The sequence below is a fragment of the Bradyrhizobium sp. 153 genome (assembly GCF_023073835.1).
GTDB lineage: Bacteria > Pseudomonadota > Alphaproteobacteria > Rhizobiales > Xanthobacteraceae > Bradyrhizobium.
The window spans coordinates 17,731-30,458 of record NZ_JADPKH010000086.1 but is presented as its reverse complement, the minus strand read 5'-3'; the positions used below and the strand labels follow the sequence as shown (position 1 = coordinate 30,458).

Sequence of the window (12,728 nt, the reverse complement as noted above, 5' to 3'; positions counted from 1 at the left end):
CCGGTTCGGCTGGATGCTCTGGGAAAAATTGGAGCGGGCGAAGGGGCTCGAACCCTCGACCCCGACCTTGGCAAGGTCGTGCTCTACCACTGAGCTACACCCGCATCCTGTGTCGGTCGCGTGACGCGCCGGCAACGGCTGTCGTATGCCAAAAGCGGAAGGGGAATGCAACAGCTACAGGCGGCATAGATTCGCAGTCGGAGGCCCCATATGGACGCTGAATGCGACCAAATCGCCCGAAAGCGCCCCGGAACCGGCGAATCAAGGCACCTGGATTGAAATTCGGCCCATTCGGCCCAATTTAGGAGCCGACACCAAGCATATGCATCGGCGGCGTGTTAAAGAGCCGCCATTCCAGACATGACGAGGGGATCCCGTGACGATCATCGACCAGGGTAACGGAGCGGCGGGCCCGGCTGCCGCCGATCTGATCAAGGACACCACCACCCAGACTTTCGTGAAGGACGTCATCGAGGAATCGAAGCGCCAGCCGGTGCTGATCGATTTCTGGGCGGAGTGGTGTGGCCCCTGCAAGCAGCTCACCCCGATCCTGGAAAAGGCGGTCAAGGCGGCCAAGGGCAAGGTCAAGCTGGTCAAGATGAACATCGACCAGCACCCGGCGATTCCGGGGCAGATGGGCATCCAGTCGATTCCGGCGGTGATCGCCTTTGTCAACGGCCAGCCAGCCGACGGCTTCATGGGTGCGGTGCCCGAGAGCCAGCTCAATGCCTTCATCGAGCGGCTGACCAAGGGCGTCACCGCGCCGGGCGAGGTCAACGTCGCCGAGATCGTGCAGGAGGCCGAGGCCGTGCTCGCCGAGGGCGACACGGCTGCGGCCGCGCAGATCTATGCCGAGGCGCTCCAGCATGATTCGACCAACATCGCGGCGCTTGCGGGCCTTGCAAAGTGCTACGCCGTCTCCGGCGCGATGGAACAGGCCAAGCAGACGCTGGCCATGGTGCCGGAATCCAAGCGCAACGATCCCGCCGTGAAAGCCGTGCAGACCACGATCGACCTCGCCGAGCAGGCGGAAGCGCTGGGACCGGTGGCCGAGTTGGAACAGAAAGTCGCCGCAAACCCGCTCGATCATCAGGCCCGATTCGATCTCGCCACCGCGCTCAACGCGCAAGGCAATCGCCCGGCCGCCACCGAGCAGTTGCTCGAGATCATCAAGCGCGACCGCAAATGGAACGACGACGGCGCCCGCAAGCAGCTGGTGCAGTTCTTCGAGGCCTGGGGCGGCACGGATGATGCAACCGTCGAGGGACGCAAGCGTTTGTCGACGATCCTGTTTTCGTAGGGCGTGCTGGCAACGCCAGGGGGACCGGGCAGATGCCGATCAACATCGAATATCGCGGGCCCGCCGACCTTCCGGAGGTCATTCCGGTATTTCCGCTGCCGGGTGCGCTGCTGCTGCCGCGGGGCCAGATGCCGCTCAACATCTTCGAGCCGCGCTATCTCGCGATGGTCGACGATTCCTTCCGCGACGGCCATCGCCTGATCGGCATGATCCAGCCTGATGTGGCGCACTCGCCGAAGAATTCCGACAAGCCGGCGCTGTTCCGCGTCGGCTGCGTCGGCCGCATCACCCAGCTCGCTGAATCCGGTGATGGCCGCTACATCCTCGAGCTCACCGGCGTCTCGCGCTTCAAGGTGGTCGAGGAGCTCGACGTGCTGACCGCCTACCGGCAATGCAAGGTGGATTTCTTCGCCTTCGTCGACGATTTCACCGCGCGTATGGGCGAGGACCAGGTCGATCGCGAAGCCCTGCTGGCGGTGCTGGCGGACTTCCTGAAGGCTAACAACCTCAAGGTCGACTGGGAGGGCGTCGAGAGCGCGCCCAACGAGGCGCTGGTCAACGCGCTGGCGATGATGTCGCCCTACGGACCCGCGGAAAAGCAGGCCATGCTGGAGGCGCCTGACTTAAAGACCCGCGCCGAGATCCTGATCGCGGTCACCGAAATGGATCTCGCCAAGAAGCGCACCAGCGGCGATCCGCCGCTGCAGTGAGAACACCTACGCGGCACGGACAGCCGCTTCGGCTTCGGCCTTCCGCTGGGCCACCTCCGGGATCCTCGAGGCCTGCATTGGCGGGCTGAAATAGTAGCCCTGCGCCTCGACACAGCCTTGTTCGCGCAGGATGTCCAGTTGCTCGGCGGCTTCGACGCCTTCAGCGGTCGTCGTCTTGCCGAGGCTGACCGCGAACGCCACGACGGCACGGGCGATCCGATGCGCCTCTTCGCTTTTGCTGGACAGCTCGCTGACGAAGCTGCGGTCGATCTTGATCTTGTCGAATGGAAATTTCTGCAGAAAGCTCAGCGATGAATAGCCCGTGCCGAAATCGTCGAGGGCAATTCGCACGCCGAGCTCGCGCAGCTGCCCAAGCGCTGCGAACACCGCGTCGCTGTCGTGCATGATGACGGTTTCGGTGACCTCGAGCTCGAGCCGGTGCGGCGCAATCTCCGAGGTCGCCAGGGCGCCGACAATGATGGAGACGAGCTCCTTGCTCCTGAACTGAGCGGGAGAGAGATTGATTGCGATCATCAGATCGGAAGGCCACTTGGCTGCCTCAGTGCAGGCAGCTCTCAAGACCCATTCGCCCAGGGGCAGGATCAAGCCGGTTTCCTCCGCAAGCGGAATGAATTCGGCAGGCGAGACCAGACCGCGCTCCGGATGGTGCCACCGCAATAACGCCTCATAGCCGCAGGTTTGGCCGGTCTCCACACTCACAAATGGCTGGTAGTGGAGCTCGAATTCGCCCCGCGCAAGCGCTCTGCGCATGTCCTTTTCCAGGTTGCGGCGGACATGCATGAGCTGGTCCAGCTCCGGTTCGAAGAAGCGGAATGCGCCGCGTCCGCCACTCTTTGCCGCGTACAGAGCAAGGTCTGCGCTCTTGAGGATGACGTCGGAATCAGCCCCGTCGCGGGGCCCGATGGCGATCCCAATGCTGGCGCCCACGGTGACTTGATGATCGCCAAGGTCAAAGGGTTCGCAGAGCGCAGCCTTGATCGTCTCGGCGAACGAGGCCGCATCCACGACGGGATTTGTAACATAGTCCACGACGGCGAACTCATCGCCACCCAGTCGGGCAATCAAGGTGGTTTCCCGGCTGCACTCCCGCAAACGCGTCGCGGCCGCACGCAGCAGCGAGTCGCCCGCCGGATGTCCGAGCGTGTCATTGACCTCCTTGAAGCGGTCGAGATCGATCATGAGGACCGCCAGATGGCGAGCTCCATTGCGCGTCTCGGCGAAGGCCTGCTCCAAACGCGCTCTCAGCAGCACGCGATTTGGCAACTCCGTCAGCGCGTCGTGCTGCGCCATATAGGTAATCTTGGCTTCGGACCGGCGTTGCTCCGTGACATCGAGATGCGTTGCCACCCATCCGCCACCAGCCATCGGCTGTCTCGTCACGCAAATCAACCGGCCATCAGCGAATTCGTCGATTCGGCTCGAGACCGCATTGACTGGCAAAGCATCGAGCTTCGAGATCAGTTGCTCGGCGGCAATGTCGCTTGCGTCGCTTTTGAGTGTACCGCTGATGATGCGATGCCTGATGATGTCGCGGTGCGAGGTTCCCGCGCGCAGCAATTCCGGCGGCAGCCGATACAGATTGGCGTAACGCTCGTTGCAGATGACCAGCCTCTTCTCGGCATCGAACATGCAAAGGCCTTCGACCATGTGGTTGATGGCCGTGTCCAGCCTCAGCTTCTGTTCCTGTAGCTCCTGCTGCGAGTCTTCGAGCTGCTGCCGTGCGTCCGAAAGCTGGCTGATGATCCCTTCGAACTTCACGGTTCTGCTTGCCAGGCGACGATCGGCCACCACGCCGATCAGGCTCATGCCCAGCACGGAGAGTGCTACACCGGCGATAGCCAGCGCGAGCACGGCCGGAGAAAGCGATAGGACACCTGTCGCACGCATTGGGTCCGGCGTGATTTGCACGGCACCCATGGCCGTGAAGTGATGCGATACGATGGCAAGGGTCAGCAGGACCGCCGCCGCGAGCGTGCCGCGGTAGTTCTGGTACCTGATCGCCACAGCCAAGGCCGCATAGCCGAGGCACATGCCGAGAGTGATCGAGACGAGCACGAGGTCCGGCGACCAGGCGACGCGACCCGGCACTTCAAGGGCCCACATGCCGAGATAGTGCATGCTGGCAATGCCGCCGCCGATGATGACGCCGCCGGCCGCTGCGCGCCACCGGCCGGAATCGCCGAGCGCAACACTGAAGCCCCCCGACGTCAGCAGCATTGCCGTAGCCAGTGAGAGCGTCGTCAGCACGATTCCATAACCGGTCGGGACGCCAGGCTCATAGGCGAGCATCGCAACGAAATGGGTTGCCCAGATTCCGTATCCGATCGCAGCGCCAGCAATGGCGATCCAGATCAACCGTGATCTCGCGCGCGCAGCGATCGCGCGATGGAAGATACTGATCGCAACGATACTCGCGACGAAACAGACCAGGCCAGCCAGCAGGACCAACCGCCAATCATGCTCGACGGTAAGGCAGGAAAAAACGCGGAACATCCAATATCGCTCCATCGTCAATAGTGTCGATGGTGAACGGGCTAAACGTCGTTCGCGTTAATTTTGTGCAACGCCTGATTGCATGCTTACCGTGACGTTAATGCTTCCTGCGCAATTCGATTTTGCCGAGCATTGCGCATGCGTCACACCGCCATCGCGCCCAAGGAGAGCGAAGGAGACCTGCAAGGATCGGCAACAAGCCCTAGAGGCGATTGCGGATGCGCTTGCGTCCGGTGAACATCGCGCGGATCAGGTTCTCGCGCTGGAGCGTCCCCATCAGCACCACGCCGAGCACGTGCAGCACGACCAGGATGATGACGGCGTCCGATGAATAATGGTGGGTATCCTCGACCCACCAGACGCCGAAAAAAGTGACGGTCACCGACATCGCGCCCGTGATCGTCGACACCGCGAGCGAAGCCAGCAGCGCCACCAGCATCAAGGTGCCGGCAGGATTGAGTCCGATATAGCGGCCGGTGATGCCGCGGCGCAGGTTCCAGAGATAGCCGGGCGCCGCGCGAAGTCTGACCCCGACCATCCGGAAGCGCGAATAACGGCCTCCTATGAAGCCCCAGACCAGTCGGAAGCCAAGTAGGCCGATGACCGTATAGCCCACGATGCGGTGCAGGCCGTCATAGACGGTCGGCGTGAACCACGCGATCAGAACCGAGGTCGCGAGAAGCCAGTGCCAGAGCCGCAGCGGGAGGTCCCAGACCGCGACCGCCCGCGAAGCAGTTCGATCCGCGGGGGTCCCGTTGGACACCCCGCGCGCTTGTGGCATCGCTTCTGCCATCAATTCCGCTTCACTTTGCGCAAGTCATTTGGCGCGAGTCACTTGGCGCAGACTACTTCGCGCAAGTCATTTGGCAATCGTATGCTTCAGGCTGAGATCTTCGGGGCTGTAGAACAGCTCGTAGAGCTTGCCTTCCTTGACGCCGTACACCTCGTAGCACGAGCCTTCGATCTTGGAGCGCCGCACCTCGTAGCCCAGCGCCTTCGCCTTGGCTTCGGCCTCGCTGGCCGGCTTCCATGACGCCTTGTCGAGCTTGGTGCAGTCCTTGAAACCGTCGGCCATGACCGCCGATCCCGTACCAATCCCGATCGTCAGTGCAATGGCAACAACTCGAATGACCTTCACGAACGTCTCCTCCTCTGTCGTGTGCGCTGTGTGCTCAGCGCGAAGCGCAGCCGAAGGAAGCAAAGGCGAAGGTGAAGTCAATCCGGTTTGGGGTGACCAATCTTAGATTTGTTCTAATGGTCGCCAAAAGATCAGCGCTCTCCGCATGCAACGCGCATTTGAAGTGCGGCTGCGGCCTTACGCCTCACGGGCCAAACGCGAGCGCCGCTAGTAGCCGGCAACCGCAAGCGCCACCACAGTGCCCATGCCGACCCAGCCAAAGTGGCGGCCGCGCGTCGCGAGGGCGTTGGCGAGTGCCGCGCAGCCGAACACGACGGCGAGTGTGACGACGATCCAGTGCCGGGCGAGGTTCGACTGCATCAAGGGTGCCGCGAGCAGCAGCACGCCGCCGCCGATCCAGGCCACCGTGCCGGCCTGCCACACCAAGCGGATCAGCGTACGAAGGCGCGGCGGCTCGATTGTGGCACGAGCGAACACCTTGGTCTCGCCGAGCATGCCGTGGATCAGCGCCAGCACGATCGCGGCAGCGCCGGAGCATTGCAGCAGGAGATCGCGCATGACGGAAACTCCGATCTATCCAGTGGCCATACAGGTGTGTATGGTATGGACCCGCGCACGGTGACCTGTCAATACACTCGTGTATGGTCCTGATCATCGGGAACTCGCCATGACCGAACAGCTCGCCGCCGACGACTGGATCAAACAGGGGCTGAAGGCGCTCGCCAGAAGCGGCTTCACGGCGCTGAAGGCCGATCCGCTCGCCAAGGCCATGGGCGTGTCGCGCGGCAGCTTTTATTGGCATTTTGCCGATCTCGGCGCCTTCCACGCGGCCTTGCTGAAGCGCTGGCGCGAGATCGCGGCCGAGCAGATCATCGCCGATGTCGAGGCTGGCAGTGACGAACCGCTGACGGCGCTGTTGCGAAGATCTTTCAGCGCGCGGCTCGACCTCGAGCGCGCCGTGCGCAACTGGGCGGCGTTCGATGCGGCCGCGCAAGGCGCAGTCCGTGCGATCGACCGCCGCAGGCTCGATTATATCGAGGCGCTGCTGAAGAAGCGGGGACTCGACCCGGCGATGGCGCAGGCGCGCTCGCAGATCCTGTACTGGAGCTTTCTCGGCTTCGCGTTATCGGGCACGCCCGTGCCGCAGGCGCGGCTCCAGGCCCTGCTCGACGAGCTCTTGCGGATGATGTCCGCTTAGGCCGCGATGGGCGGATGCGAATTTCTGTGCTAGAGGCAATCCGACTGCCGGAGACCATCATGAACGCGCCCACCGAACGCCCCGAAGCCAGCGTCGATCCGAAGCTGCTGGAGATTCTGGTTTGCCCGTTGACCAAGGGCCCGCTGGAGTTCGATTCTGCCAAGCAGGAGCTGATCTCGCGCAGCGCCAAGCTCGCTTACCCGATCCGCGACGGCATCCCGATCATGCTGCCGGAAGAGGCGCGCAAGATCGATTGAAGTCACGGCACGTATCCCGGCTGGAGCGCGATGGCTTCACCACATTCTTGATGTCGTCCCGGCCTAGCGCGCAATTGCGTGCGGGGGGCCAGGATCCATAACCACAAAGGGAGTTATGGCGCGAAGCTGGTAACTCCAAGCCCGCAAATCATTGCTGCGGCGTATAGTCCCGGATCTGCGCGCGCTCAGAGCGCGCTTGTCCGGACGATGAAGAGAGGGTGGGGCGAGCGCTCTTGAAACCTCCGCCTACAACGCTTCGCCCTTCAACAAACGCGGCACTTCACCGGTCAAGCCGGCGGCCTGTCGGATGAAGAGATTCTTAAGCGGCGGGGCGCGGTCGACGAGGCCGAGGCCGATATCGCGCAACGAGCGCAGGAGCGTCGATTGGTTGGAGAACAGGAAGTTCAGCGAGTTGGTGGCGACGCCCATCGCCATGGTGTCGAAGCGGCGCCAGCGCTGGTAACGTTCGAGCACATCGACGCTGCCGAGATCCATGCCGAGACGCGCGGCATCGACCACCACCTCGGCCAGCGCGGCGACATCCTTCAGTCCCATGTTGAGGCCTTGGCCCGCGATCGGATGGATGACATGAGCGGCGTCGCCGACCAGCGCCAGACGCTCGGCGATGAAGGAGCGCGCGACGAAATAGGACAGCGGGAACGCACGCGGCGTGTCGAGTGCCTTGACCTCGCCGAGATGCAGACCGAAGCGCTGCTCGAGCTCGCCGTGAAATTCCGCCTCGCTCAGCGCGATGATGCGTGCGGCTTCGCTGCGGCGCTCGGTCCACACCAGCGAGGAGCGTTTGCCGGATAGGGGCAAAATCGCGAACGGACCGGCCGGCAGAAAATGCTCCTCGGCGCGGCCCTCGTGATCGCGCTCGTGCCCGACGGTGACGACGATGCCGGACTGGTCATATTCCCAGCCATGGGTAGCGATGCCGGCGCGCTCGCGCAGCTTGGATCTGGCGCCATCCGCGGCGACCAGCAGGCTTGCGGCGATCACGCTGCCGTCGCCGAGCGTCACGTCGATGCCTTCGGAACGCGCGTCGTACGAGGCGACAATGGTGGCACGCAGATCGATGCCCTCGGCCTCCGCACGCACCACCAGTGCATCGATCAGGCGACGGTTTTCGACCATATGCGCGAAGGGCTCGCCCGGCGCGACATCGCCGGCGAAATTCAGGAACACCGGACGCGTCGCGTCCTCCAGCTTGGAATCGGTGACGACCATGTCGAGGATCGGCTGCGCCTCGCCCCTGACATCGTCCCAAGCGCCGATCGCCTCGAACAGCCGGCGGCAAGCCGCCACGATCGCAGTTGCGCGCGGATCGCGGCTTGGACGCATGCTGAGCGCGGGATCGGCGACGATGACGGGAATCTCGGGCCCGAGCCCCTGGCGCAGCGCCAGCGCCAGCGCCAGCCCTGCAAACGCGCCGCCGCCAATGACAATGCTCCCCTGTACCGACATACCCGACTTTCCCGGCCAATTCCTGGACTTGCTAGCAGACTTGAGGTGGGCGAAACAGTGCGGTGAAACAAGGGCGGAACGGCAATCGTTCCGTCAGCCGGAGCGCGCGCGAGCGCGAACCCGGAATCCGGAGGTTATCGGCTCGGGATTCCGGGGCATCGCTGTCGCGATGCCCGAAATGACGAGGCACTCGAAAGCAGCAGCATGTCCAAAGGCCTGATCGACCTCATTTCAATCCTCGACCTCGAACAGCTCGAGGTGAACCTGTTCCGCGGCAACAGCCCAAAAACGAGCTGGCAGCGGGTGTTCGGCGGCCAAGTGATCGGACAGGCGATGGTGGCGGCCTGCCGCACCGTCGAGGGCCGGCTGCCGCATTCGCTGCATTGCTATTTCATTCTGCCGGGCGACCCGCAGATCCCGATCATCTACCAGGTCGAGCGCCTGCGCGATGGCAAGAGCTACTCGACGCGCCGCGTCACCGCGATCCAGCACGGCAACGCGATCTTCTCGATCATGGTATCGTTCCACGCCGAGGAGGAGAGTGCGTTCGATCATCAGGACAAGATGCCCGACGTCCCGCCGCCGGAAAAGCTCACGGCGGAGGAGGTGGCGAAGCAGCCGATGTTCAAGGAGATGCCGGAGTTCATCCGCCGCTATTATGAATCCGATCGTCCGATCGAGTTGCGCCCGGTCGAGCTCGGCCGTTATTTCGGCCAGAAGATCGACGATGGCCGCATTCACGTCTGGATCAAGACGGCTGCGAAACTGCCCGACGATCCGGCACTGCACATGTGTGCGCTCGCCTATGCCTCGGACTTTTCGCTGCTGGATGCGATCATGGCGCGCTATGGCCGCACGCTGTTCGACAAGCGCATGATGCCAGCGAGTCTCGACCACGCGATGTGGTTTCACCGCCCGTTCCGCGCCGACGAGTGGCTGCTCTACGCTCAGGATTCGCCGAGCGCACAAGGCGGCCGCGGCCTGACCCGCGGCTCGATCTTCAAGCCCGACGGCACGCTGGTGGCCTCCGTCGCGCAGGAAGGCTCGGTGCGCGAGCGGAGGGCGTGATAGCTTAGAGCGAGCCGCGCGGAGCGAGCTCGGTCTGCGATGCAAACCAGTTCATGATCCAGCGATACACCCACGGGATCGGGATGATGAAGCTGCACAGGATCACGGCCACGATTCCACGCCACAGAATGTCAAGGCCGCTGCCCTTGAAGACGATTTCGCGCCGCGTGCCTTCGACGCTGCGGCAGAACCAGCGCATCTGCGCCGCGGCGACCCAGGCCCAGCCGATGATGGTGATGATCGAGACCGCGAACAGCAGGCTCCAGCCGATATAGGCCCAGATCGAGCCGGTGAAGCTCAGGCCCAGCGGCTGCCCGTTGGAGGCGAGGTTCGCGACCATCCATTTGATCAGCAGCCAGTAGAGAACGATCTGGACGATGAACAGCAGGTTGCTCAAGATCTCGCTGCCGATGAAGGAGATGGCGATCGCCAGGACGATGAAGCCGAAAAACCAGGGCACCAGCGTCATCGCATTGCCGGTGAAGCTGAGGTTCGGACGCCCCGGGACGTTCACGCAGGACACGATCCATTGCGTGTACCAGACGAACACCCACGGCGCTGGCAGGACGAAGATCATTCCGATCAGCAAGACGATGCTGCGCCAGGTGAACTCGAGGATGCCGAAATCGACCGAAAGTGATCCTCCACCTGCGCCATCATAGCCGCCAGCGTGAGCATATCCGCCGGCCGGCATCATCGGCGGCGCGGCGCCGCCGCGGACCAGGCCAGGAATTTCGGCGGCCTTCTGCCAGCCGGCCATGCCCTCGGTCCACACCAGCGTGTCTGGGCGCACGATTCCTTGGGCGACGAGGTCGCGAAATTGCCCCTCCGGAAAGGGCCCCTGCTGCTTGCCCTCGGATGCGTAGAACCAACTCGCCATGTAGCCGTCCCCCTCGAACATACTTATGTACCGGCCGGGACGCCTGGGTTCACCGCATCCATGCCAAAAATGCATTGTGAAGGATGAACGGCTGCCCTGTACAGAGGCGGCCGTTCACATGGCCAAACGTTTTTCCGCTTCAACCTGCAACTTTTTTGTGCCATTTGCCCGGAAAGATGCCAGATTGACGCAGCGCCGAGGACATACGGCGCATCCCGGGGAATAGGCCTGACCATGAAACTCGTCGTCGCGATCATCAAACCCTTCAAGCTCGATGAGGTCCGCCAGGCCCTCACGGCGATCGGCGTGCACGGCATGACCGTGACCGAGGTGAAGGGCTATGGCCGCCAGAAGGGCCACACCGAGATCTATCGCGGCGCCGAATATGTCGTGAACTTCCTGCCCAAACTGCGCATCGAGATCGCGGTCGCATCCGACGTGGCCGACAAGGCGGTCAGCGTGATCACCGCGACCGCGCGCACCGGCCAGATCGGTGACGGCAAGATCTTCGTCACGCCGATCGACCACGCGCTGCGTATCCGCACCGGCGAAACCGACAGCGACGCGCTCTAGATTCTGGTTTGACGCGTTGTCTTGGGGCGAGCCGGAATCCGCTTCGCTCAAAAACGCGCTGATATGTCTTCGTCGATCGCACCGGGCAACGACGCCACAGTGTGCGACGTCATCACCATGCTGGGGGAACGACATGGCGGGATTGTTGCGCCGCGCAGCTTGTTTGGCTGTGCCGATCGGACTTTTGTCGATCATTGCCTCGCCGGCGCACGCCGCGGGCTCCGAGATCAACACCGCCGACACCGCTTGGATGATCGTCGCCACCGCGCTGGTGCTGATGATGACGATCCCGGGACTTGCGCTGTTCTACTCCGGCATGGTGCGGAAGAAGAACGTGCTTGCCACCATGGCGCAGAGCCTCGCCGCAGTGACGCTGATCTCGATTCTCTGGGTCGCGTTCGGCTACTCGCTGTGCTTCGTCGGCGACGGCCCCTGGATGGGCACGCTCGACCGCTGGTTCCTTGCGGGCATGACCATGGACAGCATCAATCCGGCGGCCAAGACGATCCCGGAATCGCTGTTCATGCTCTACCAGATGACGTTTGCGATCATCACGGTGGCGCTGGTCGCGGGCTCGGTCGCCGATCGCATGCGGTTCTCCGCCTATCTCTTGTTCTCCGTCGCTTGGTTCATGTTCGTCTACATTCCGCTGGCGCATTGGGTGTGGGGCGGCGGCTTCCTCGCCAGTATGGGCGTGTTGGATTTCGCCGGCGGCCTCGTGGTGCATCTGTCGGCCGGCACCGGCGGCCTCGTCGCCGCGATGGTAATGGGGCGCCGTCACGGCTATGGCACCGAGAATCTTTCGCCATTCGATCTCTCGCTCGCGGTGATGGGCACCGGCCTGTTGTGGGTCGGCTGGTTCGGCTTCAACGGCGGCTCGGCGGGCGCGGCCAATTCGCGCGCGGTGATGGCGATCATCGCAACGCATCTCGCCGCCTGCGCCGGCGCCCTGACCTGGGGCGCGATCGAATGGTCGACGCGGCGCAAGCCTTCGGTGCTCGGCATGATCTCCGGCGCGGTCGCGGGGCTCGGCACCATCACGCCGGCCTCCGGATTCGTGGCGCCCTGGCACGGCATTGTCATCGGCATCATCGCCGGTGCGGTTTGCTATTGGGCCTGCACCTGGCTGAAGCACCGCTTCAACTATGACGATTCGCTCGACGTGTTCGGCGTCCATGGCATCGGCGGCCTGACCGGCACCCTGCTTGGCGGCGTGTTCGCAACCAGCGCCATTGGCGGCGCCGCCGGCCTGATCGAGGGCCACCCCCAGCAATTGTTGATCCAGTTCTATGGCGTCGCCGTCACCTTCGTCTGGTCGGCAGGCGTGAGCTTCATCCTGCTCAAGCTGGTCGGCCTGTTCGTGCCGTTGCGCGTATCCCATGAGCACGAACTCGAAGGCCTGGACATTTCGCAGCACGGCGAGGCCCTGCAATAAGCCTTACGCTACGAAATTACCTTCCCGTTGCCCGAGGCATGAGCAACATTGTGTCGACAGCCTGTCCTGCCCGCCTTTTGGGCAGTCGTGACCACGTTTTGAGCGCGACGTAATAGCGCACTGCGCAGCAGCACGCGCCAAGCGCGAAAACACCCGTTTTCATAATCTATTAGGCAACGCGCCTGATC

At 63.3% G+C, this 12,728-nt stretch carries 13 protein-coding genes and 1 tRNA gene; 7 read left to right on the top strand and 7 right to left on the bottom strand.

What is annotated here, in order from left to right; genetic code table 11:
- Positions 1–29: 29 nt before the first annotated feature.
- A tRNA-Gly gene (locus IVA91_RS23300) sits at positions 30–104 on the bottom strand.
- Positions 105–376: 272 nt separating this feature from the next.
- Between IVA91_RS23300 and trxA the strand changes: the two genes are divergently transcribed.
- On the top strand, positions 377–1,300 hold the full coding sequence (gene trxA / locus IVA91_RS23295; protein WP_247279980.1) for a thioredoxin: 924 nt from the start codon (positions 377–379) through the stop codon (positions 1,298–1,300).
- A gap of 32 nt (positions 1,301–1,332) precedes the next feature.
- Positions 1,333–2,010, top strand: a complete 678-nt coding sequence (locus tag IVA91_RS23290; protein ID WP_247279979.1) for an LON peptidase substrate-binding domain-containing protein — start codon at positions 1,333–1,335, stop codon at positions 2,008–2,010.
- A 6-nt stretch (positions 2,011–2,016) separates the two neighbouring features.
- Here the strand turns inward: IVA91_RS23290 and IVA91_RS23285 are convergent, their stop codons facing one another.
- From IVA91_RS23285 to IVA91_RS23270, 4 genes are all read right to left on the bottom strand, one after another.
- Positions 2,017–4,524 (bottom strand): EAL domain-containing protein, encoded by a 2,508-nt coding sequence (locus IVA91_RS23285; protein ID WP_247279978.1) that lies wholly within the window; start codon positions 4,522–4,524, stop codon positions 2,017–2,019.
- A 202-nt stretch (positions 4,525–4,726) separates the two neighbouring features.
- Positions 4,727–5,320, bottom strand: coding sequence for a cytochrome b/b6 domain-containing protein (locus IVA91_RS23280; RefSeq protein WP_247279977.1), 594 nt, complete (start codon positions 5,318–5,320; stop codon positions 4,727–4,729).
- Between the two features lie 63 nt (positions 5,321–5,383).
- Entirely contained in the window at positions 5,384–5,662 is a 279-nt protein-coding gene (locus IVA91_RS23275) for a PepSY domain-containing protein (protein WP_247279976.1), read from the bottom strand.
- A gap of 207 nt (positions 5,663–5,869) precedes the next feature.
- On the bottom strand, positions 5,870–6,220 hold the full coding sequence (locus IVA91_RS23270; RefSeq protein ID WP_247279975.1) for a hypothetical protein: 351 nt from the start codon (positions 6,218–6,220) through the stop codon (positions 5,870–5,872).
- 109 nt (positions 6,221–6,329) lie between these two features.
- Between IVA91_RS23270 and IVA91_RS23265 the strand changes: the two genes are divergently transcribed.
- Positions 6,330–6,860, top strand: coding sequence for a TetR/AcrR family transcriptional regulator (locus IVA91_RS23265; protein ID WP_247279974.1), 531 nt, complete (start codon positions 6,330–6,332; stop codon positions 6,858–6,860).
- A gap of 59 nt (positions 6,861–6,919) precedes the next feature.
- Positions 6,920–7,117 (top strand): Trm112 family protein, encoded by a 198-nt coding sequence (locus IVA91_RS23260; protein ID WP_007598651.1) that lies wholly within the window; start codon positions 6,920–6,922, stop codon positions 7,115–7,117.
- A 246-nt stretch (positions 7,118–7,363) separates the two neighbouring features.
- Here IVA91_RS23260 and IVA91_RS23255 read toward each other — a convergent pair whose 3' ends face one another.
- Positions 7,364–8,584, bottom strand: a complete 1,221-nt coding sequence (locus tag IVA91_RS23255; RefSeq protein ID WP_247279973.1) for a ubiquinone biosynthesis hydroxylase — start codon at positions 8,582–8,584, stop codon at positions 7,364–7,366.
- 204 nt (positions 8,585–8,788) lie between these two features.
- On the opposite strand from IVA91_RS23255, the gene tesB reads away from it, so the two are divergent.
- Entirely contained in the window at positions 8,789–9,652 is an 864-nt protein-coding gene (gene tesB, locus IVA91_RS23250; protein WP_247279972.1) for an acyl-CoA thioesterase II, read from the top strand.
- Between the two features lie 4 nt (positions 9,653–9,656).
- Here the strand turns inward: tesB and IVA91_RS23245 are convergent, their stop codons facing one another.
- Positions 9,657–10,532 carry a DUF4339 domain-containing protein gene (locus IVA91_RS23245; protein WP_247279971.1) on the bottom strand — a complete coding sequence of 292 codons (876 nt, stop codon included), beginning with the start codon at positions 10,530–10,532 and terminating at the stop codon, positions 9,657–9,659.
- A 234-nt stretch (positions 10,533–10,766) separates the two neighbouring features.
- Here IVA91_RS23245 and IVA91_RS23240 point away from each other — a divergent pair, with 234 nt between their 5' ends.
- Together IVA91_RS23240 and IVA91_RS23235 are read left to right on the top strand one after the other, a co-directional pair.
- Positions 10,767–11,105 (top strand): P-II family nitrogen regulator, encoded by a 339-nt coding sequence (locus tag IVA91_RS23240; RefSeq protein ID WP_028176997.1) that lies wholly within the window; start codon positions 10,767–10,769, stop codon positions 11,103–11,105.
- 133 nt (positions 11,106–11,238) lie between these two features.
- Positions 11,239–12,540 carry an ammonium transporter gene (locus IVA91_RS23235; RefSeq protein WP_247279970.1) on the top strand — a complete coding sequence of 434 codons (1,302 nt, stop codon included), beginning with the start codon at positions 11,239–11,241 and terminating at the stop codon, positions 12,538–12,540.
- Positions 12,541–12,728 lie beyond the last annotated feature (188 nt).

Coding starts and splice junctions, on each gene's coding strand:
- IVA91_RS23290 (WP_247279979.1), top strand. CDS start 1,333: ATGCCGATCAACATCGAATATCGCGGGCCCGCCGACCTTCCGGAGGTC.
- IVA91_RS23285 (WP_247279978.1), bottom strand. CDS start 4,524: ATGTTCCGCGTTTTTTCCTGCCTTACCGTCGAGCATGATTGGCGGTTG.
- IVA91_RS23270 (WP_247279975.1), bottom strand. CDS start 6,220: ATGCGCGATCTCCTGCTGCAATGCTCCGGCGCTGCCGCGATCGTGCTG.
- IVA91_RS23265 (WP_247279974.1), top strand. CDS start 6,330: ATGACCGAACAGCTCGCCGCCGACGACTGGATCAAACAGGGGCTGAAG.
- IVA91_RS23260 (WP_007598651.1), top strand. CDS start 6,920: ATGAACGCGCCCACCGAACGCCCCGAAGCCAGCGTCGATCCGAAGCTG.
- IVA91_RS23255 (WP_247279973.1), bottom strand. CDS start 8,584: ATGTCGGTACAGGGGAGCATTGTCATTGGCGGCGGCGCGTTTGCAGGG.
- tesB (WP_247279972.1), top strand. CDS start 8,789: ATGTCCAAAGGCCTGATCGACCTCATTTCAATCCTCGACCTCGAACAG.
- IVA91_RS23245 (WP_247279971.1), bottom strand. CDS start 10,532: ATGGCGAGTTGGTTCTACGCATCCGAGGGCAAGCAGCAGGGGCCCTTT.
- IVA91_RS23240 (WP_028176997.1), top strand. CDS start 10,767: ATGAAACTCGTCGTCGCGATCATCAAACCCTTCAAGCTCGATGAGGTC.
- IVA91_RS23235 (WP_247279970.1), top strand. CDS start 11,239: ATGGCGGGATTGTTGCGCCGCGCAGCTTGTTTGGCTGTGCCGATCGGA.